Consider the following 19,673-nt stretch of genomic DNA (forward strand, 5'->3'; position numbering starts at 1 on the left):
TGGGGTGGGTTACCGTCCTTGGCCGCGGCGGGCGCGGCGCCACGCCCCCCAGTACCCCACCAAAAACCCCACCAAAAACCCAAAGACGAGCACCCAGCCGGTGGTGGTCAGGCGCCAACCGAAGAACCAGTACACCGCCAAGGGGTGGAAGTTGATGCCGTAGGTGCGGGTGCGTTCGTACACGTCCGGCGGGATGACCCGGAAGTTCATGTAGAGCAGGACGATAAGGAGCACCCCCAGCAAGGCCAGCACCACCCACCGGAGCTGCGCGCCAACGGAACGCATGCGTTTTTCGCGTTGCATACTGTTAGCATATCCCGTCGCGTAATATGATGGGCGGGATGCTGAACGACACCCGTGTGTTCGAACTCATTGCGGCCGAGGAACGGCGGCAGCGCGAGGGGCTCGAGCTCATCGCCAGCGAGAACTTCGTCTCCCGGCAGGTGCGCGAGGCGGTGGGCAGCGTGCTCACCAACAAGTACGCCGAGGGGTACCCGGGGCGCCGCTACTACGGGGGCTGCGAGGTCGTGGACGAGATCGAGCAGCTCGCCATCGACCGCGCCAAGGAACTCTTTGGCGCGGCGTGGGCCAACGTCCAGCCGCACTCCGGCTCCCAGGCCAACATGGCCGTGTACTTCGCCCTACTGGAGATGGGGGACACCATCCTCGGCATGAACCTGGCCGCGGGGGGGCACCTCACGCACGGCAGCCCCGTGAACTTCTCCGGGAAGTACTTCAACGTGGTGGCCTACGGCGTGCACCCCGAGACCGAGGTCATCGATATGGACGAGGTGCGCCGTTTGGCGCTCGAGCACAAGCCGCGGATGATCATCGCGGGGGCCAGCGCGTACCCGCGCATTTTTGATTTCGAGGCCTTCCGCCGCATCGCGGACGAAGTGGGCGCGTACCTGGTGGTGGACATGGCGCACTTCGCGGGCCTCGTCGCGACCGGCCACCACCCCAACCCCGTGCCGTGGGCGGACGTGGTGACCTCCACCACGCACAAGACGCTGCGTGGCCCGCGCGGCGGGTTGATCCTCTCGCGCGACCCGGAGCTCGGCAAGAAGATCAACAAGATGATCTTCCCGGGGATCCAGGGGGGGCCGCTCGAGCACGTGATCGCGGGGAAGGCCGTGGCGTTTTTCGAGGCGATGCAGCCGGAGTTTAAGGAGTACTCGGCGCGCGTGATCGCGAACGCCAAGGCGCTCGCGGGGGCGCTGGCCGGGCGGGGGTACCGCATCGTCTCGGGCGGTACGGACAACCACTTGTTCCTGGTGGACCTGAGGCCCAAGGGCCTGACGGGCAAGGAGGCCGAGGAGCGGCTGGACGCGGTGGGGATCACGGTGAACAAGAACGGGATTCCGTTCGATCCCCATCCGCCCCGCATCACCTCGGGCATTCGCGTGGGCACCCCGGCCATCACCACGCGGGGGTTCACCCCGGAGGAGATGCCGGTGATCGCGGAGATGATGGACCAGGCGCTCACCGAGGGGCCTAGCGAGGCGCTTCGGGAGCGGGTGCGCGAGCTTGCCTTGGCCCACCCGATGCCTTAAATCGGGTAGGTGAAGGTCACTAGGGTGCGCGGCCCGGTGCGGGCGGCCACCTCGGGACTCAGGGGGCTGACAACGCCCCCTTCGAGGTTTAAGCGGCGGCGCAGCTCGCGCTCCAGGCGGGTGACGTGCTCCTTGGGGACCTCCCCTGCGGCGATGTGGGCCCGCACCCGCTGCTTGCGGTGCGTCCGTTCGCTGGTTTGCGCCAAGGCCAAGGGCACGGCCTGCTGCGGCACGGGGAGGGGCGGGAGGAGGAACTGTCCGTTGCGCAGGGTGAAGAGCGCCCAAAGGGAGAGCGCCCGTCCTAACAGGTCGCCGCCCGGGGGTAGCCAGCCGGCTTGCCGCAGGCGCTCGGGTTCACCGGAGACGAGGAGGAAACTACCCTGCCCTTGGAGGCGCTGGATCTCGTGGAGCACCGCGTCAGGGGTTTCCTGGGTGCGGGCGATTTCCGCGGCGCGCAGGGCCATGGCGGCTAGGCCTGCGGAGACGCTCTGGCTGTCCACTACGATGACCCGTTGGGGCGCGACCTCCCGGGCGACGCGTTGGGCGTGCTCGAGGTAGGGGGCGAACTGGGGGGAGGGGTGGATGGAGATGAGGGCGTCGTAGAGGCCGAGGTAGCGCCGGTAGAGCGCGGCGAGGTCGTCGCCCACTCACCAAAGCCCCACCCCGGCTGCTTGGGCTTGTCTTGGGGTGAGCCCGCTCGAAGCGTCCGTTATGATCCCGATTTCCATACTTTCAATCTAATGCAGTTGGTAGGGAGTAATGTCCTTATTTGGGGTGGGTGGGGTTCGCGCGCCGTCCCTTGGCAAACGCGCGCGGAGCGGGTAAACTTCAGTTGCCTCATCTCATCACCTCCTTTGCGAGTGCCCGGCACCCCAGCCGGGCCGGCATACCCCGAGGCGGCTGGGGTACAATGAGCGGTTAGGAAGGAGTCGGTGGGCCTGGCCCACCCGCTTTCGTGAAACCATGAAGAAGGTCGTGATCGTTGGACGCCCTAACGTGGGTAAATCGAGCTTGTATAACCGCCTCCTGGGCCGGCGGGATGCGGTCGTGGCCGACGAGCCCGGCGTGACCCGAGACCTGAAGGAGGCCGTGATCGAGACGGACCGCGGCCGGTTCAAGCTGGTGGACACCGGCGGGTTGTGGTCGGGGGACGCGTGGGAACCGAAGATCCAGGAGAAGGTGGACCGCGCCATCCAGGACGCGGATCTAGTCCTGTTTCTGGTGGACGGCCGGGCGGACCCCACCCAGGCGGATTTTGAGGTGGCGGACTACCTTCGCCGCCAGCCGACACCGGTGCTGCTCGTCGCGACGAAGGTGGACGACCCCAAGCATGAGCAGTACCTGGGGGAGTTGTACGCCCTGGGGTTCGGCGCGCCGATCCCGACCTCGGTTGAGCACCGGCGGGGGCTGGACGCGCTCGTGGACGCGATCTGGGAACGCCTCCCCGTACGCCAGGACGAGGACGCCGAGCCCGAGGTCGAGGCCCTTAGGCTCGCGATCATCGGGCGGCCCAACGCCGGAAAATCCAGCCTCATGAACGCCATCCTCGGGGAGGAGCGCGTCATCGTCTCGGAGCAGCCCGGCACCACGCGCGACGCGATCGACGTGGAGTTCGACTACGGCGGGCAGCGCTTCGTGCTGGTGGACACCGCGGGGATCCGCAAGCGGCCCGAGACGGCCGTGGAGTACTTCGCCATCCAGCGCTCGCACCGCGTGATCCGCGAAGCGGACGTGGTGGTGCTCGTGGTGGACCCCTTCGAGCTCGGGGACCGCGAGCTCAAGATGGCGAACGAAGCCCTGGAGGCCGGACGGCCCACGATCCTCGCGGTGAGCAAGTGGGACCGGGTCCCCAAGGACGAGGCCCGGCGGGTGCGGGCCGAGATCCGGGAGAAGCTCGCGCACCTCGAGCGCCTTCCCCTGATCTACACCTCGGCCGTGACGGGGCAGAACCTGCACAAGCTCCTCTCGGAGGCGGTGCGGCTGTACCACCTGGCCCGCACCCGGTTCGAGACGAGCGAGCTCAACCGCTGGCTGGACGTGTGGTTGATGCGCACCCGCGTCCCCAACTTCAAGGGCAAGCCCTTGAAGATCTTCTTCGCGACCCAGCCCGAGGTCGCCCCGCCGACCTTCGTGTTTTTCGTGAACCACCCGGAGTTCGTGACGCGCGCTTTCGAGAACTACCTAAAGAACCGGATCGGGGAGGACCTAGGGCTTCGGGAGATCCCCTTCCGGCTGGTCTTCCGCGGGCGGCGCGAGTAACGCCTCGAGGCCCTCCACCGCCCCCATCCGCAACGCGCAGTGCGCAAGGGGGGTGAGGGGGGTGGGCTCGGGGTTGATCTCGATCAGGTACGCGCCGCTCCAGCGCGCGTACCGCCCCAGGCTCGCGGCGGGCTCCACCGCCGCGCTCGTTCCGATGACGAGGGCCACCTCGGCCTCGGCGAAGGCTCGCTCGGCTGCGGCGAGCGCCTTTTCGGGCAGGAACTCCCCGAACCAGACCACGTCCGGCCGCATGCGGCTCGTGCAGCGCGGGCAGGTGGGGGGCGGGGTGAACGCCTCCGGCGGGGGGAGGGGGACGCGCGCGTCGCACCACTCGCACCGCGCGCGGGCGATGTTCCCGTGCAGCTCGATCACCCGCCTCGAGCCGGCGCGCTGGTGCAGCCCGTCGATGTTCTGCGTCACGAGCACAAACCCCTCGCCCTTCTCGGCCTCGAGCCGGGCCAGCAACTCGTGCGCCCGGTTGGGGCGGGCCGCTTGGATCTTCCGGTACCGCCAGGCGTACCACGCCCAGACCCGCTCGGGGTCCCGAGCGTACGCCTCGGGGGTGGCGTAATCCTCGATGCGGAACTCCTTCCACAAGCCGCCGGGGTCGCGGAAGGTGGGGATGCCCGAGGGGGCGCTGATGCCCGCGCCGGTCAGGACCGCGACCCGCGTGGCCTCGCGGAGGCGGGTTTGGGCTTCCTTTAGCATCGGTACCCAGTGTAGCGCGAGGAGGGGTAGATTATGGGTATGCGCCTCTTCACGGCGGACGCGATGCGTAGGGCGGACCGGCGCGCGGTGGCGCTGGGGTACCCGAGCCTGTTGCTGATGGAGGCCGCGGGGCGCGCGGTAGCGCGCGCGGTACGGGAGCATTTCCCGGACGCGCGCGCGGTTTGGGTGGTCGCGGGTAAGGGCAACAACGGCGGGGACGGGTTCGTCGCCGCGCGCTGGCTCTTCCTTTGGGGGTACAGGGTCGCGGTGTACGCTCCGGACGGGCAGGCGGGCGACGCGGCCCAGGCCCGCAAGGCCCTCGAGGCCCACGGCGTGGCGGTGCGGCCGCTGGAGGCGCTGGACCTCGAGGGCGCGGAGGTGGTGGTGGACGCCCTCGTGGGAACCGGGCTTTCCCGCCCGCTCGCGGGGGTGTACGCCGAGGTCGCGGCGCGGGTGAACGCGAGCGGGCTGCCGGTCGTGGCGGTGGACCTGCCCTCGGGGGTGCCGTTTACGCCCCACGTGCGCGCGGACGTGACCGTGGCGCTCGCGGGGCTGAAGCGCGAGCACCTCTTCTACCCGGCGCGCGCGGCCTGCGGGCGGATTGTGCTGGACGGGATCGGGATGCCGGAGGCGGCCCTGGAGGCCCCGGAGCTGCCCGAGCTCTTGACCCCGGAGGCGATGCGGGCGCTGCTGCCGGAACGGCCGGGCAACGCGCACAAAGGCTCGGTGGGGCGGGTGCTCGTCGCGGGGGGGTACGCCACCTACACCGGCGCGCCGGCCCTCGCAGCTTTGGGCGCGTACCGGGCGGGTGCGGGTCTCGTGACCCTCGCCTACCCGGAGGGCGTGCCCCTCGAGCCGCTGCTGGAGGTGGTGCGCCTTCCGCTTGCGGCGTGGCGGGCGGAGGCGCTGCGCGCGGCCCGGGCCGAGGCGGTCGCGGTGGGGATGGGGGCGGGGCCCGGCGGTCCGGAGGCGGCACGGGCTGCGCTCGAGCTGGGCCTGCCCGCGGTGCTGGACGCGGACGCGCTGGTTCCGGAGGTGGTGGCGGCCTGCCGGGGGCGGCCCGTGGTGATCACGCCGCACCCGGGGGAGGCCGCGCGCTTGTTGGAGCGTCGCGCCCAGGAGATCGCGGCGCACCCGCTCGAGGCCGCGCGGGCCCTCGCGGAGCGGTACGGGGTGACGGTGGTCCTCAAAGGAGGGCCGACGGTCCTGGCCGAGGGGGCGCACCTCGCGGTGAACACCACCGGAAGTGCGGCGATGGCCACGGGCGGGATGGGGGACGTGCTGAGCGGCGTGATCGCCGCCTTGCTGGCCGCGGGGCTGCGGCCGTGGGACGCGGCGCGGCTCGGGGTGTACTGGCACGGTCTCGCGGGGGACCGGGTGGGGCGGGTGGGGCTGCTCGCGCACGAGGTGGCGGAGGCCTTGCCCCAGGCGCGGGAGGCGCTCATCTCCGACGCGGTGCGGCCGTTCTGGGTATAATTCCCAGCAAATGTGGCGCGTGCACGTTCCGGCGACGCTGGGCAACCTGGGCAGTGGCTTCGACGCCCTCGGGGTGGCCCTCGACCTGTGGCTCGAGGCCGAAGCCACCCCGGCTGAGGCGGATGCCTTCCTGTATGAGGGGGAAGGGACGGTGCCCGGCACGCCGGACAACCTGGTGCATCGGGGATGGCGCGCGGCCTGGGCGGCCTTGGGCGAGGCGGCTCCTCCGGTCTGGATCCGTGTCCGGAACCCCATCCCGCTCGCGCGAGGGATGGGCTCGAGCGCGGCCGCTTTGGTGGCCGGTGCGGCGCTCGCGGACCGGGCGAGCGGGGGCCGGCTTGGGCGGGACGGCGTTTTCCGCGTGGCGGCGCGGCTCGAGGGGCACCCCGACAACGTCGCGCCGGCGTGCTACGGCGGGTTTGTGGTGGCCCTCATGGAGCCGCCGCTCGCGGTGACCGTACCCGTGCCGGAAGGGCTGGTGTTCGTGCTGGGCGTGCCGGACTACGCGGTGCCCACCGAAGCGGCCCGCGCGGCGTTGCCGCAGACGGTACCCTTGGAGGACGCGGTGTTCAACCTGGCGCGGGCCGCGCTCTGGCCCGCGGCGCTCGCCGCGGGGCGGCTCGAGGCGTTGCGGGAGGCGAGCCGGGACCGGTTGCACCAGTTTCAGCGCGCGCACCTCATGCCGGGGCTCGTGGCGCACCTGGAGGCTGCGTACGCCGCGGGGGGGCTCGCGGCGTTTGTGGGGGGGGCTGGGCCGACCCTTGCGGTGCTCACCCGGCCGGAGCGGGTGGCGGCGGTGCGCCGCACGCTGGTGGGGTATGTTGGGGAGCGGGGCCGGACGTGGGTCCTGGGCATTGGAGGGGGATACCGGTGGAAGGAAGCCTAGCGACGATGTCCTTGGTGGACGTGCTCGAGCTCGTCCACACGAGCCGCAAGTCGGGCGTGCTGTACGTGGAGGAACGGGTCCCTCTGGTGCTGCGGTTTATGCGAGGAGAGGTGGTGGGAGGCGGCATTTTGGACTGGGAGGGGTTCGAGGCCGTCTCCACCTTTCCCTTGCACCCTCAGGAAGGCCGTTTCCGCTTCGAGCAAGGAGTGCAGGACGGCGCGGTGTGGATGCCCTTCCGCACCTTTTTAGGGGAGTGGGCCCGCTTGAACGACGAGTGGGCTCGTTTTCGGCAGCTGGTGCCTTCTCCCAGCCGGGTGCTGGAGGCGTTGCGCCCCGTGGAGCCGTACGCGGTCTTTGTGGGGGGGCGCAGCGTGCGCGGCGCGGCCAAGGCGTGGGGGGTGCCCCTCATCATCGCGATGGAACGGGCGTGGCGCGGGGTGCACGAGGGGGATCTGGTCCTTCTCCAGAAGTACAACTGGTTCTCCATGCGCATCCGGCACGCTAAGGGCCGGCGGACGCTTCCCAACGCGCAAGACGCGCGGGATCTGCCGCGCTACCTGGACGGGACCCGCAACCTGGGGGAGTTGATCCGCATGGGGTTCTCGGTGGAGGAGGTGCGGGCCTACCTGATCGAGGCCATCCGGAGCGGTGAGCTGAACTTTCCCGGGCGGGGCTGGTTGTTGCGGGACCTGACCTGGGAGGCCGAAGCCCCCTAATTGTAGCGGGTATAATCAAAGTTATGCAGAGCTTAAGGGAACGGCAGAAGCAGCGGCGCCGCGAGCGCATCTACCGCTCGGCGATCCAGCTGTTTAAAGAGCTGGGGTTTCAGCAAACCACGGCGGCCGAGATCGCCAAAGCCAGCCACGTTTCCCGCGGCACCTTCTTCAATTACTACCCGTATAAGGAAGCGGTACTCCTCGATTACGGCAAGGAGCTTCTAGACCGGATCTGGCAGGAGAGCAAGGCGGAGCTCGAGGCGGGCGCGCCGCCGCTGGAGGTCCTGTACCGTTTTTGGGAGCGCCTCGCGGAGGCTTCGGAGCACGAGATCGGCCGCGAGCTGCTCAGCCACCTGGCGCACGAGTTGGTGAACCCGGACCCCGAGCGGGCCCGCGCCGCGTACGAGGCGTTGCCGCTTGGAGAACGGCTTGCGGAGATCCTTAAACCCCTCAAGGCTGCCGGGAAGCTCCGGACGGACCTTTCCCTCGAACGCATGGCCAACTCCATCGCGGACACCTACCTGCTCGCGGTGCTGCGCTGGGCGGGGCACACCCCGCACCGCAGCTTGAAGGAGGAGCTTTTTAAATTCCTCGCGATCGTGCTTGAGGGCGTTTTGGCACGGTGACCGGCCTGATCCCTACCCCGGTAGGGCTGCTTTGGGTGCACGCGACCGCTCGGGGTTTGGCGCGGGTCGAGCTGGGGGTCTTGCCTCGCCCTGAGGAGGGTGGGGCGGGGCAGGTGCATTTCCAGCGGTTTAAGGAGGAGGTAGCGCGGTACTTCGCGGGGGAAGCGGTGCGCTTCGCCGTTCCCTTGGACTACCAGGGCCTGCCCGAGGCGCGGGTGCGACTGTACGAGGCGGTGCGGCAAATTCCCTTCGGCACGACCACGAGTTACGGCGCGGTCGGGCGCATGGTGGGCCTCAGCGCGCGGGCGGTGGGGGCCGGGCTCGGATCCTGCCCGTTCTTTCTCGCGGTGCCCGCGCACCGCGTGGTGTACGCGGACGGGCGGCTCGGGGGGTTCGCGGGGCGTGAGGGGGTGAAGCGCTGGTTGCTGCGCCACGAGGGGGTGCACGTCTAGGCTATAAGGGCCGGCGGATCGCGCTCAGGGCCTCCAGTACGTCCCGTTCGGTAAAGGGTTTGGGGATGTGCCCCACCCGCGCGGCGCGGGCCCAGAGACCGCGCGGGGGGGTTTCGCTGATCACCCAAAGAGGCGTGTACCGGCCCTCCGGGAGGGCCCGGATCTGCCGGACGCGGTCCGCGACGGCGTCCCCCTGGATCAGGATGCCGTGCGGTCGGTGCCGGACGAGCATGCGCTTGGCGGTCTCCAGGTCCGGCGCGATCAGGGTACGGTAGCGCTCGCGCTCCAGCACCACGAACAGCAAGCGCCGCACCAGGCTCGAGTCCGCCAGCACCAGGATCAAGGGGTCCTCGAGGAGCAGGGTTGCGGGTTTTAGGAGGCCGCGGCTTTTGAGCTCGTAGAGCACGTGGTAGGCCTCCTCCTCGGCGAGTCCCGACTCGAGAGCGATCGAGCGCGCGCGCTTGATGCCGTCTACCAGCTCGAGAAGGGTCCAGGCTTCCGGGCTGAGGGCGTGCCGGGTGGGGTCCCCGGCGAGGACGAGCACCTCGTCGGGCGCGACCTGGCCGCGCCGCCACTCGTCGAGCCTTCGGGCAGCCTCGAGGACCGCCGCGGAAGCCTCGAGGGTGTAGGCCAGGGGGATCTGGGAGGTGTTGGGCGGTGGGGGTTCTGCGGTGAAGCGGCCTTCCTCCCAGGTGAGCATGGTGGCGAGGGCCTCGAGGACCTGGGCCGAAAGCGCCTCGTGCAGTTCAGCTTCGCTGATGAGCCCCTCTTGCAGGGCGAGCTGCCCCAGGGGGGTGCCGGGATTCTCGCGGCGCTGCTTGAGGACCAGGCGCTGGATGTCGTCCAGGTTCAGGTGGCCCAGCCGCACCAGGTACTCCCCCAGGTGCGGCCCCGGCTCGGTGCGGGCGTAGGCCATCCGGCCCAATGCGAGGTGCGCCTGCCCCGTTCCGTGCGGCGTCTCGAGGGTGACGACGGCGCTTTTGCCCGCGGCTTCCAAAGCGCGCAGCAGTTCCCCCAGCTCGATCTCGCCGATGCGCCCTTGGATCATGCGCTTTACTCGAACAATCCCCGCTCCCCCTCCGGGACGGGCAGGCCCAGGTGCCGGTACGCCCGCTCGGTGGCCACGCGGCCGCGGGGCGTGCGCTTGATCAAGCCCAGCTGGATCAAAAACGGCTCGTGCACCTCCTCCAGCGTCTGAGGGTCCTCGCTGAGCGCGGTAGCGAGCGTCTCGAGGCCCACCGGCCCGCCCGCGAACCGCGTTAGGATCGTTTCGAGGATCTTCCGGTCGCGGGCGTCCAGGCCTAAGGCATCCAGGCCCAAGGCGTCCAGGGCCTCCCGGGCGCGCTCGAGGGTCACGCGGGGGTCGCCCGCGACCTCGGCGAAGTCCCGCACGCGGCGGAAGAGGCGTTTGGCGATGCGCATCGTGCCGCGCGCGCGCCGCCCGATCTCCAAGGCCGCCTCGTGCTCGATCTCGAGCCCCAGCAGCCGCGCGTCGCGCGCCACGCCTTCCGCGAGCTCCTCGGGAGTGTAGAACTCGAGGTGCTCGATGATACCGAACCGGCTCCGCAAGGGGCTGGAGATCAGGCCGGGGCGGGTGGTGGCGCCGATCAGCGTGAAGCGCGGCAGCTCGAGCCGGAGGGTGCGCGCCGCGGGACCCTGGCCCAGCACGATGTCGATCTTGAAGTCCTCCATCGCGGGGTACAGGTGCTCCTCGGCGGTGCGCGACAGCCGGTGGATCTCGTCGATGAAGAGGATGTCCCCTTCCTCGAGGGAGTTCGTGAGGATCGCGGCCAGGTCCCCGGGTTTTTCGATCGCGGGCCCGGAGGTGACGCGGATGTTCACCCCGAGTTCGTTGGCGATCACGTGCGCAAGCGTGGTCTTGCCTAGGCCCGGGGGGCCGAAGAGGAGCATGTGGTCCAGGGGCTCCCCACGGGCCTTGGCGGCCTGGAGGTAGACCCGGAGCTTTTCCTTGAGCCGCGTTTGGCCGACGTACTCGTCCAGCGTTTGTGGACGGAGGGTGAGGTCCTCCACGGCCCCATCATACCCCAGCGTTCGCGGGGCGCCCGACGGGGTTTAGGAGGCTTGCCCGTTCTCGAGGCGCCGCACCAGCTCGCGCACCTCGTGGGCGCGTTCCTTGTCCGCGACGAGCACGGTCTTGCCGAGCTGAGCCACGATCAGCCCGGAGACCCCCAGGGTGGCGACCAGCCCGTCCTGAGCGTAGATCACGCACCCGCGGGTCTCGACGCCCACGTGCCGTCCCGTGCCCGCGACGGCGTTGTCGTACTCGTCCAAGGGCAGGGTGCGCTCGAGGGCCCGCCAGGTGCCCACGTCGTCCCAGCCGAAGCGGGCGGGGATCACGCGCACGTGCGGGGCCTTTTCCATGATGCCGTAGTCGATGGAGGTCTTGGGGAGCGTGGCCCAGTGTTCCGCGAGCACCTCGGGGTAGGCGTCGGTCCCGATGGCCGCGCGGAGGGCGCGGTAGGCCCGGTAGTGCTCGGGGAGGTGCGCCTCGAGGAGCGCCTCCATGGTGGGGACCGCGAAGGCGAAGATGCCCGCGTTCCAGAGGTACTGTCGCGACTGCAGGTAGTGCAGGGCCGTCGCGTACGTGGGTTTTTCCACGAAGGCCTCGGCCCGGTGCCAGCCGTTCTCGCGCGCGCCGAGCCGGATGTAGCCGTACCCGGTCTCCGGCCGGGTCGGGGGGATGCCGAGCGTCACCACGTGCGGGGGATCGGCCGCCTCGAGGGCCGCCGTGAGGTCGTTTTGGAAGAGTTGGGTGTCGTTGACGTAGTGGTCCGCGGGCAACAGGACCAGCCGCGCCTGGGGGGCTTCGTGCGCCACGTGGGCCAGGGCGAGGACGAGCGCCCCGGCGGTGTCGCGCGCGCTCGGCTCGTAGACCACGCGGGCCTTGGGCTCGAGCGCCTCGACCGCCGGCTTGAGGTCCTCGCGGAGGAGGAGGAGGGTGCGCTCCTCGGGGAAGAGGCCCGCGAGGCGGTCCAGGGTGGCCTCGAGCAGGCTCTTGCCGTTGAACAGGCGCAGGAAGGGCTTGGGGTGTTCGGGGGTGGAGAGGGGCCAGAGCCGTTCGCCCCGTCCCCCGGCCATCACTACGGCGTAGGCGTCCACGTCTCACCTCCTTTTCGGTTAGGCGCTGAGCGGCATGGGTTGGGCGAGGAGCTCCCGGTAGCGCTGGCCGATCGTGCGCCAGGTGAGGCGGCGGCCGTAGGCGTAGGCCGCGCAGGAGAGGGCCTCGATGCGTTCGGGGTGGTCGAGCAACTCGGTGATCGCGTCGGCCCACGCCGCGGGGTCGTTCGGCGGCAAGAGCACGCCCCGCTCGGGCGTGAGGGTTTCTTTGGCGTGCAGGAAGGGCGTGGCGAGGATGGCCTTGCCCAGGGCGAACCCGTAGGAGAGCACCCCGGAGGTGATCTGCCCGAGCCGGGGGTAGGGGAGGAGGTACAGGTCCGCCGCGCCGATCAGCTGGCGGAGCTCCTCCTCGGGCAGGAACCGGTCGTAAAACCGCACCGCGTGCGCCACGCCGAGCCGCTCGGCCAGCGCGGCGAGGGACTCGCGGTAGGCCTCCTCGTGGGCGCGGCGCTGGTAGGGGTGGGTGGCTCCGGCGATCACGTAGGTGGCGTTAGGGTGGCGTTCCAGCACCCGGGGCAGGGCCTGGATCACGGTCTCCAGGCCCTTCTCGGGGCGGATCAGGCCGAAGGTGAGGAGGAGGGGGCCCGCCTCGAGGCCGAGGGCCCGTTTGAGGGCGGCGCGGTCGGGGTAGGGGAGGTCTGGGATGCCGTGCGGGATGACGGCGATGCGGTCCGGGGGGATGCCGTAGGTTTGCGTCAGGATCGCGCGCCCGCTTTCGGCCATGGTCACGACCCGGTGGCTCAGGCGGGCCAGGGTGCGCAGGATGCGGGCCTGGTCCGGGGTGGGCTCGGGGAAGATGGTGTGCAGGATCGTGACGAGGGGGGTGCTGAGCGCCTGGGCGAACTCGAGCACCCACGCGCCTTCCGGGCCGCCGAACAGGCCGTACTCGTGGTTGAGGAGGACGGTCTCCGCCTCGCGGGAGAGGGCCTCGGCGAGGGCGCGGTAGGCGGGGCGGTCCGTTTTGGGGATGCGCCAGCGCACCTCGGGGGCGCGTACCCGGTCCAGCTCCTCGGGGTGCGCGATCAGCGCGATCCGCACGGGGAGCCCAGCCTCTTCTAGTGCCGTTTTGAGGTCCCGGTCGAAGGTGGCGATGCCGCAGTGGATGGGGGGGTAGGTGCCAACCAGTGCGACCATACCAACCTCCGCACCCTAAATTATATAAGTTGATAATGTGTCAATCAATATTTTATATCATGAATCATTCACCCTTGAGGGCCGCGGCCACCAGCTCCTCGAGCGGCGCCGTCGCCAGGCCGATCACGCGGTCCGCGCCGCCGTAGTACACGTACACCGTTCCCTCCACCACGGGGTTCGCGCAGGCGAACACCACGTTCGGCACGTCGCCCCGCAGCTCCCAGACCTCCTCCGGCTCGAGCACGAACCCCTTGGGGCGGGCGACGACCCGCGTGGGGTCCTCCCGATCGAGCAAGGCCAGGCCCAACCGGTAAGTGTTGCGCGCGTCCACCCCGTGGTAGATCAAAAGCCACCCCGCCTCCGTCGGGATCGGCGGGCCACCCGCCCCCACCCGCGCCTCGTCCCAAAGCCCCGGGCGCGGCTCGAGGATGGGCCGGTGCCCCTCCCAGTGCTCCAGGTCCTCGGAGAACGCGATCCAGATCGCAGGGGGGCGCCGGTGCAGCATCACGTACCGCCCCCCGACGCGCTCCGGGAAGAGGACGTGGTCCTTGTTCTCCATCTCGGGCAAGGCCACGCCGCGCCGCTGCCAGTGGATCAAGTTCGTGCTCTCCGCGAGGTACGGCTGGATGCCTTGGCGCGAGTACCCGGTGTAGGTCATGAAGAACCGGTCCTCGAGCCACACCACCCGGGGGTCCTCCACGCCGCGCCACTCCAGGTCGTGCTCCGGCTCGAAGATCGGGTCCTCCAAACGGTTGAACCGCACCCCGTCCACGGAGACCGCGTACCCGAGGCGCGAGATGTAATCCAGCCCCTGGGCGCGGTAGATCATGTGGAACAGGCCGTTCGCGTACACCACCGCCGGGTTAAAGACGTTCAGCGCCTGCCACGGCGAGGCCGGGTTCGGCAAGAGGATCGGGTTTTGGGGATGGCGTTGTAAACGCACCATGCCTTCATTAAACCAGCCTGGCCGGGCCTATGCTGGAGAATAGGTGATCGTCTACCTGGACCAGAACTACGCCTCGCGGATCGCGAAGCACCTCCTGGGCCTACCCCACCACGCGCACTTCGGGGTGGTGTGGGAAGCCCTCCAAGCCGCGAACGTCCTCGCGCCGCCCAGCCCCTTTCACGTCCTCGAGCTGCACGGCGGGTACCTGGCGCCCGTCTTTGAGCGGATCTTCGCCGCGCTGGGGGACGGGCTGTGGGTCCGCCCCTGGCAGGAGGTGCTCTACCGCCAGTACCGGCGGGACGGGATCTGGCTCGAGGACTGCCTTGGACGGGAGGGCGGGTGGGACCGGCCCGCGGACCTCGCCCCGCTTTGGGGGTTGATGGACCTGGAGCTCGAGGGGACTTTCGTCGCCCGGACGGCCCAGGTGACGGAGATCGTGACGCGCTGGTTGGGCCTCAAGGGCCCCCGAGCGCGCACCCTGCCGTTCGTGCAGGTCCTGGCGCGGCTCGTCGCGCTGCACTCCCTCGAGGCCACGCGCCGCCCCCGCCTTTCGGACCTGGTGGACCTCGTGATGGCCGCGACCCTGCGCCCCTACGTCTCCGTGCTGGCCACGGACCGGTACCTCAAGGAGGCGCTGACCCGCCTCGGGTACGGCCAAGGCGTCTACTCCGGGCGCCGCCGGGAGGTGCTGCGCCTCGCTGCGGACCTCGCGCGGGGCGCGTGGGAGGGCGGGAGCTCCCGGGACTAGAATGGGAGCATGGCCAAGCTCACCGTTTTGGACCTCAAGGCGAAGAAAGGCCCCGGAAGCCTGGTCATGGTGACCGCGTACGACTACCCCACCGCGCGGATCGCCCAGGAGGCCGGGGTGGACCTGATCCTGGTGGGCGACTCCCTCGGCATGGTGGTCCTCGGGTACGACTCGACCGTGCCCGTCACGATGGAGGAGATGCTGCACCACGTCAAGGCCGCACGGCGCGGAGCCCCCGAGACCTTCCTCATCGCGGACATGCCCTTCCTCTCCTTCGCGACCCCCGAGGCGGCCCTGGAGAACGCGGGGCGCTTCCTCAAGGAGGGCGGGGCGGACGCGGTCAAGCTCGAAGGCGGCCTCGAGGTCGTCCCCGTCGTCGAGGCGCTCGTCCGGGCGGGCATCCCGGTCCTGGGGCACGTGGGCCTCACCCCGCAGACCGCCTCGAGCCTGGGAGGGTACCGCGTCCAGGGCAAAGACGCTGAAAGCGCGCGCCGGATCGTGGAGGGCGCGCGGGCCCTCGAGGCGGCCGGGGTCTGGGGGGTGGTGCTCGAGATGGTCCCCACCCCGCTCGCCCGGCGGGTGACCGAGGAGCTCACCGTGCCCACGATCGGGATCGGGGCGGGGCCGGTGACGGACGGGCAGGTGCTGGTCTTCCACGACCTGGTGGGGATCTTTGACCGCTTCAAGCCCAAGTTCGTGAAGCGGTACGCCGAGGCCGGTGCGCTGATGCGCGAGGCGGTGGCCGCGTACGCGCGGGAGGTGCGCGAGGGCGTCTTCCCCGACGAGGCGCACAGCTTCGGCATGCGGGAGGAGATCCTCAAGAAGGTGTATGGCGACTAGGCGGGTGCGCTACCCGATCGCGGTCGTGGGGGCGGGGGCGCTGGGGCGGCTGTTCGCGGCAGGGTTAGCCCGGGTGGGGCCCGTCGTGCTGGTGGCGCGCGACGCGCAGCGCGCGGCGGCGCTCGCGCAGGGGTACACCTGGGTCACGCTGGAAGGCGCGCGCCGGGTGCGCCCCCCGGTCGCCCACCCCGGGGCCCTTCCCGAGGCGGACTGGGTGGTGCTCGTGGTCAAGGGGCCGGATACCGCAGCCGCGGCGCGCCTCGCCGGGCGCATGCGGCCTAAAGGTGTGCTCTCCCTGCAAAACGGCCTGGTGGAGGCGACGCTGCGCCGCGCGCTGCCCGGCCTGCACGCCGCGCAAGGCGTGACCACCGAGGGGGCGTACCGGGAGGGGGAGCGGGTCGTGTGGGCGGGGCGCGGCGAGACCCTCGTGCCCCCCGGGTTCGAGCCGATAGCGCAGGCCCTGGCGCAGGCGGGGTTTCGCGCCCGGGTGGAGCCCAGCATTCACGAGGCCCGCCTGAAAAAACTCCTCGTGAACCTGGTGATCAACCCCCTCACCGCCCTCGCGCGGGTGGAGAACGGCCGGGTGGCCGAGCCGCCCCTCGACGCGCTGGCGCGCCGCCTGATCGCCGAGGCCCTCCCGGTGCTGCGTGGTGAGGGCCTCGAGCTCACCCCCCGGGAGGCGGAGGCGTTGGTGTTTGGGGTGGCGCGGGATACCGCGCGGAACCGGAGCAGCATGCTCCAGGACGTGCTGGCCGGGCGGCCTACCGAGCTCGAGACGCTCACCGGCGCGTTCGTGGCGCTGGCCGAGCGGCGGGGCCTCGAGGTCCCCACGCACCGGGCGGTGTACGCGTTGCTTCAGGCTTGGGAGCAAGCCCGCGGCTTGGGGGATGACGCATAATGGGGAGCGTGGAGGTGCGGTTCAGCGCGGAGGGCGTACGCTTGGATCAGGCGGTTGCGGAACGGACGGGCGCCTCGAGGGCCAAGGCCCAGGCCTGGATCGCGGCCGGGTACGTGCGGGTCGATGGGGTGCCCGTGACCAAGCCGGGGAAGCGGCTTAAGGGCGAGACCGTGGAGGTCGTGGCCCCGCCCGACCCCCCGCCCCGGGTCGCGCCGGAACAGCGGGACCTCGAGATCCTGTACGAGGACGAGGACATGGTGGTGGTGAACAAACCGCCCGGCATGGCGACCCACCCCGCTCCGGGCCTGACGAGCGGCACGCTGGTGAACGCCCTGATGGGGCGGTACGCGCAGGCCGCCGTGGAGGGCGAGCCTCCCGAGCAGGTGCGGCCGGGGATCGTGCACCGGCTGGACCGCGACACCTCGGGCGTGATCGTGGTGGGGCGGCACGACGCCGCCGTGCGACGGCTGGCGGACGCGTTTAAGAACCGCTTCGTGTTCAAGCGGTACGTGGCGATCACCGTAGGCCAGCCCCCGGAGATGACCCTAGTCGCGCCGATCGGCCGGCACCCGGTGGAGCGCCACAAGATGCACGTGAGCGGCGTGAACGCCCGGTACGCGGAGACGGACTTCAGCCTGCTCGCCACGGTGGACGGCCACGCCCTGGTGGACGCCCGCCCCCACACCGGCCGCACGCACCAGATCCGCGTGCACCTCAAGCACCTGTACGCCCCCATCCTGGGGGACGAGCTGTACGGCAAGCCAAGCCCCTACATCTCGCGCCAGGCCCTGCACGCCTACGAGCTGCGCATCCCGCACCCGCGTAGCGGTCGGATCATGACCTTCGTCGCGCCGGTCCCGCGCGACATGGTCGCGGCCTGGGAGGCCTTGGGCGGCCGGTGGCCGGACGGCCTCGAGCGCGCGGACGTGGCTCCGCCCGCGGGAGGGAGCGCTTAAGAGCCGCCCGGCGCGATCCGGTACACGGTTCCCGAGGCGTAGTCGAGGACGTACACCTCGCCCTGGGCGTCTTCGCCGAACGCGCTGATCGCGAGGTCGGTCTCGAGAAGGAGGGCGTTATGCCAGCGGCCGTCCTTGTTCCAAGCGCCCCAGATCCGCCCGGAGCAGAAGTCCCCGTACAGATACACCCCCTCGAGGCCCGGGATGGCGCGTCCCCGGTACACGTACCCGCCGGTGATCGAGCAGCCTTGGGTGTGGTCGTACTCGAGGATGGGGAGGACGAGCCCTTCCTGGGCGCACCCCTCGGGTGGCGTGAAGCAGTGGCGGCCTTCCATGACGCGCCAGCCGTAGTTCTGACCGCCGGGGCTGCCCGCCGGTTGGAGGTTGACCTCCTCCCAGCGGTTCTGGCCCACGTCCGCGATGTACAGGTCGCCGGTGGCGCGGTCGAAGCTGAACCGCCAGGGGTTCCGGAGCCCGTAAGCCCAGATCTCGGGGCGGGCGCCGGGAACGCGGCGGAAGGGGTTATCGGGAGGGATCCCGTACGGGGTGGTGTTCACGTCGATCCGGAGGAGTTTGCCGAGTAGGGTGTCCAGCCGCTGCCCATTGTTGAGGGGGTCGCCGCCGCTCCCCCCGTCCCCGGTGCCGATGTACAGGTACCCGTCCGGGCCGAAGGCGAGTTGCCCGCCGTTGTGGTTCCCGAAGGGCTGGGGGAGAGTGAGGAGCACCGTGGCGGAGGCGGGGTCGGCCCGCGCCGGGTCCGCCGAGACGCGGTAGCGCGCCACCACCGTGTTCCCCGCGGTGTCGGTGTAGTTCACGAAGAAGAACCCGTTCTCGCCGTACTGGGGGTGGAAGGCGAGCCCTAAAAGGCCCCGCTCGCCGCAGCAGGAGACCCGTTCCGAGAGGTCCAGGAACGGAGTGGGGCGCAGCGCGCTGCCGTCAAAGACCCGGATCCGCCCCCCCTGCTCCACGAGGAAGAGCCAGTCGGGGCGGTTCGGGGCGACGGCCAGGGCCACGGGGCGGGTGAGGCCCGTGACGACGGGCTGGAGCGCGATCTGAGGCAGGGGCGGTTGCGCCAGGCTACTGGCGGCCACGAGTGCCGCGCCGAGCGCAACGCATCGTTTCAACCGGATCATGCGGCACCTCCAAAGTGCTCCCGAGGGCCCGCTCCCGTCCGAGAAGGGGTCCTCGGGACAGATCGGGCCGGGTTAGCGGGGGATGACGAGCACCATGCCCGGCTCGAGCCGGTCCGGGTCCTCCAGCACCCCGCGGTTCGCTTCGAGGATGTCCGTCCAGCGCGTGGCGTCCCGGTAGAAGAAGGCGGCGATGCTGGAGAGGCTGTCCCCGGCCTGCACGGTGTACAGGCCGCGGGCGTTCGCGAGCTTGTCCGCGATGCGCTGGGCGGCCAGAAGCTGCGCCTCGAGCACCCCGGCCTCGGCGCTGGCGACCGTTTCCCCTGGAGGAAGGGGGTAGGCGCTTAGGAGCGCACGCGCGAGGTTCAGGGCGAGCTCGAGCTCGTCCGCGACCGCTTCCAGGCTTCGGGAAGCGCGACTGGCGGTGCCTTCGAGCGCGGCGAGCCGGGCTTGGGCCTCTTCGAGGGCGGCTTGGACCCGCGCGTGCTCGGCCTGGAGGGCCTCGAGCTGGGCTGCGAGCTCCGGTGCGCGGCCGGCCTGGCTGCGGGCTTCCTCGAGCGCGGCCTGCAACTGGTCGCGCTCCGCCTGGAGCCGTTCGAGCTCCTCGGCGAGGGCCTGCGCCTCGGCGAGTTGGGCCTCCAGCTCCTCTACGCGCGCGGTGCTCTGCTGGGCGTTTTCCTGGGCCGCCTCGAGCTCCTCGGTGAGGGCGGCGACCTGGGCCTGGAGCGCGTCGCGCTCCGCTTTGACCTGCTCGAGCTCCTGCCGGAGGGCGTCGCGCTGCGCGAAGAGGGCGGCGGCGGCGGCCTCCACCTGTGAGATCCGCGTGGTTTTCGCGGCGAGTTCGGCCTCGAGCTCGGCGATCCGCAGGTTGCGCGCGTTCAGGGCCTGCAAGAGGGCCGTGACTTGCTGGGCGCGCTGCTCGAGCTCGGCTTGTAGGGCTTCTATGGACGGCGCTTGGGGTGCCGCCTCTTGGGCGGGGGTGGGAGCGGCCAGCAATAGGCCGAGTGCGATCGCGAGGCCGGCGGCACGGGTGCGCCAGGGATTTGGTTGCATACGCTCCTCCTTTAGGTGGTGTTCCTCTCTCATTGTATGCTCAGGAGAGGGGCGGGGCTGGGGGCGGTTCCACAAATCACGGGGTGTTGGGGTTCTTACCTACTTAATACTTCGATCCGCCCGGAGCTTCTGTTTTTCCGGATACCGCAAGTTG

The 19,673-nt window shown here is 70.5% G+C and carries 21 protein-coding genes; 11 read left to right on the forward strand and 10 right to left on the reverse strand.

What is annotated here, in order from left to right:
• Positions 1 to 9 precede the first annotated feature (9 nt).
• Entirely contained in the window at positions 10 to 303 is a 294-nt protein-coding gene (locus tag MARKY_RS02465) for a hypothetical protein (protein ID WP_013703286.1), read from the reverse strand.
• 29 nt (positions 304 to 332) lie between these two features.
• Here MARKY_RS02465 and glyA point away from each other — a divergent pair, with 29 nt between their 5' ends.
• The gene (glyA, locus tag MARKY_RS02470; RefSeq protein WP_425357338.1) at positions 333 to 1,553 is read left to right on the forward strand and encodes a serine hydroxymethyltransferase; all 1,221 of its coding nucleotides are present in this window, start codon (positions 333 to 335) and stop codon (positions 1,551 to 1,553) included.
• Here the strand turns inward: glyA and MARKY_RS02475 are convergent.
• A complete protein-coding gene (locus MARKY_RS02475) occupies positions 1,550 to 2,200 on the reverse strand; it encodes a DegV family protein (protein WP_013703288.1) in 651 nt (216 codons plus the stop codon). The two genes, glyA and MARKY_RS02475, sit on opposite strands and share 4 nt — an antisense overlap.
• 316 nt (positions 2,201 to 2,516) lie before the next feature.
• Between MARKY_RS02475 and der the strand changes: the two genes are divergently transcribed.
• On the forward strand, positions 2,517 to 3,812 hold the full coding sequence (gene der, locus MARKY_RS02480) for a ribosome biogenesis GTPase Der (RefSeq protein ID WP_013703289.1): 1,296 nt from the start codon (positions 2,517 to 2,519) through the stop codon (positions 3,810 to 3,812).
• On the opposite strand, the gene MARKY_RS02485 is transcribed toward der, so the two are convergent.
• Positions 3,759 to 4,520 carry an SIR2 family NAD-dependent protein deacylase gene (locus tag MARKY_RS02485; protein WP_013703290.1) on the reverse strand — a complete coding sequence of 254 codons (762 nt, stop codon included), beginning with the start codon at positions 4,518 to 4,520 and terminating at the stop codon, positions 3,759 to 3,761. The genes der and MARKY_RS02485 overlap by 54 nt on opposite strands.
• Before the next feature lie 39 nt (positions 4,521 to 4,559).
• Here MARKY_RS02485 and MARKY_RS02490 point away from each other — a divergent pair, with 39 nt between their 5' ends.
• Genes MARKY_RS02490 through MARKY_RS02510 form a run of 5 tightly spaced genes read left to right on the forward strand, consistent with a single transcriptional unit; the run spans position 4,560 to position 8,676 of the window.
• Complete coding sequence (locus MARKY_RS02490) at positions 4,560 to 5,996, forward strand: bifunctional ADP-dependent NAD(P)H-hydrate dehydratase/NAD(P)H-hydrate epimerase (RefSeq protein WP_041657778.1); 1,437 nt, start codon at positions 4,560 to 4,562, stop codon at positions 5,994 to 5,996.
• Between the two features lie 10 nt (positions 5,997 to 6,006).
• Positions 6,007 to 6,882 carry a homoserine kinase gene (gene thrB / locus MARKY_RS02495; RefSeq protein ID WP_013703292.1) on the forward strand — a complete coding sequence of 292 codons (876 nt, stop codon included), beginning with the start codon at positions 6,007 to 6,009 and terminating at the stop codon, positions 6,880 to 6,882.
• On the forward strand, positions 6,867 to 7,598 hold the full coding sequence (locus MARKY_RS02500; RefSeq protein WP_013703293.1) for a DUF4388 domain-containing protein: 732 nt from the start codon (positions 6,867 to 6,869) through the stop codon (positions 7,596 to 7,598). Before thrB ends, MARKY_RS02500 begins: the two co-directional genes overlap by 16 nt.
• Positions 7,599 to 7,621: 23 nt before the next feature.
• A complete protein-coding gene (locus MARKY_RS02505) occupies positions 7,622 to 8,224 on the forward strand; it encodes a TetR/AcrR family transcriptional regulator (protein WP_013703294.1) in 603 nt (200 codons plus the stop codon).
• Entirely contained in the window at positions 8,221 to 8,676 is a 456-nt protein-coding gene (locus MARKY_RS02510; RefSeq protein WP_013703295.1) for a methylated-DNA--[protein]-cysteine S-methyltransferase, read from the forward strand. Before MARKY_RS02505 ends, MARKY_RS02510 begins: the two co-directional genes overlap by 4 nt.
• 1 nt (position 8,677) lies before the next feature.
• Here MARKY_RS02510 and MARKY_RS02515 read toward each other — a convergent pair whose 3' ends face one another.
• The 5 genes from MARKY_RS02515 to MARKY_RS02535 all read right to left on the reverse strand — a co-directional run bounded on the left by MARKY_RS02515 (position 8,678) and on the right by MARKY_RS02535 (position 13,894).
• Entirely contained in the window at positions 8,678 to 9,724 is a 1,047-nt protein-coding gene (locus MARKY_RS02515) for a response regulator (protein WP_013703296.1), read from the reverse strand.
• A 5-nt stretch (positions 9,725 to 9,729) separates the two neighbouring features.
• On the reverse strand, positions 9,730 to 10,707 hold the full coding sequence (ruvB, locus tag MARKY_RS02520; RefSeq protein WP_013703297.1) for a Holliday junction branch migration DNA helicase RuvB: 978 nt from the start codon (positions 10,705 to 10,707) through the stop codon (positions 9,730 to 9,732).
• 42 nt (positions 10,708 to 10,749) lie between these two features.
• On the reverse strand, positions 10,750 to 11,796 hold the full coding sequence (locus MARKY_RS02525) for a mannose-1-phosphate guanylyltransferase (RefSeq protein ID WP_013703298.1): 1,047 nt from the start codon (positions 11,794 to 11,796) through the stop codon (positions 10,750 to 10,752).
• Positions 11,797 to 11,814: 18 nt separating this feature from the next.
• Positions 11,815 to 12,948 (reverse strand): glycosyltransferase family 4 protein, encoded by a 1,134-nt coding sequence (locus MARKY_RS02530; protein WP_013703299.1) that lies wholly within the window; start codon positions 12,946 to 12,948, stop codon positions 11,815 to 11,817.
• Positions 12,949 to 13,012: 64 nt separating this feature from the next.
• Positions 13,013 to 13,894 carry a glycoside hydrolase family 130 protein gene (locus tag MARKY_RS02535; RefSeq protein WP_013703300.1) on the reverse strand — a complete coding sequence of 294 codons (882 nt, stop codon included), beginning with the start codon at positions 13,892 to 13,894 and terminating at the stop codon, positions 13,013 to 13,015.
• Between the two features lie 43 nt (positions 13,895 to 13,937).
• Between MARKY_RS02535 and MARKY_RS02540 the strand changes: the two genes are divergently transcribed.
• The 4 genes from MARKY_RS02540 to MARKY_RS02555 are packed head-to-tail and all read left to right on the forward strand — an operon-like array spanning position 13,938 to position 17,336.
• Positions 13,938 to 14,642, forward strand: a complete 705-nt coding sequence (locus MARKY_RS02540) for an LSm family protein (protein ID WP_013703301.1) — start codon at positions 13,938 to 13,940, stop codon at positions 14,640 to 14,642.
• A 9-nt stretch (positions 14,643 to 14,651) separates the two neighbouring features.
• A complete protein-coding gene (gene panB, locus MARKY_RS02545) occupies positions 14,652 to 15,482 on the forward strand; it encodes a 3-methyl-2-oxobutanoate hydroxymethyltransferase (RefSeq protein ID WP_013703302.1) in 831 nt (276 codons plus the stop codon).
• Positions 15,472 to 16,380, forward strand: a complete 909-nt coding sequence (locus MARKY_RS02550; protein ID WP_013703303.1) for a ketopantoate reductase family protein — start codon at positions 15,472 to 15,474, stop codon at positions 16,378 to 16,380. Before panB ends, MARKY_RS02550 begins: the two co-directional genes overlap by 11 nt.
• Positions 16,380 to 17,336 (forward strand): RluA family pseudouridine synthase, encoded by a 957-nt coding sequence (locus MARKY_RS02555; RefSeq protein ID WP_013703304.1) that lies wholly within the window; start codon positions 16,380 to 16,382, stop codon positions 17,334 to 17,336. The genes MARKY_RS02550 and MARKY_RS02555 overlap by 1 nt, the downstream gene beginning before the upstream one ends.
• Here the strand turns inward: MARKY_RS02555 and MARKY_RS02560 are convergent.
• Positions 17,333 to 18,469 (reverse strand): PQQ-dependent sugar dehydrogenase, encoded by a 1,137-nt coding sequence (locus MARKY_RS02560; RefSeq protein ID WP_013703305.1) that lies wholly within the window; start codon positions 18,467 to 18,469, stop codon positions 17,333 to 17,335. The genes MARKY_RS02555 and MARKY_RS02560 overlap by 4 nt on opposite strands.
• A gap of 72 nt (positions 18,470 to 18,541) precedes the next feature.
• A complete protein-coding gene (locus MARKY_RS11370; RefSeq protein WP_013703306.1) occupies positions 18,542 to 19,519 on the reverse strand; it encodes a LysM peptidoglycan-binding domain-containing protein in 978 nt (325 codons plus the stop codon).
• Positions 19,520 to 19,673 lie beyond the last annotated feature (154 nt).

It is taken from the genome of Marinithermus hydrothermalis DSM 14884 (assembly GCF_000195335.1).
Lineage (GTDB): Bacteria > Deinococcota > Deinococci > Deinococcales > Marinithermaceae > Marinithermus > Marinithermus hydrothermalis.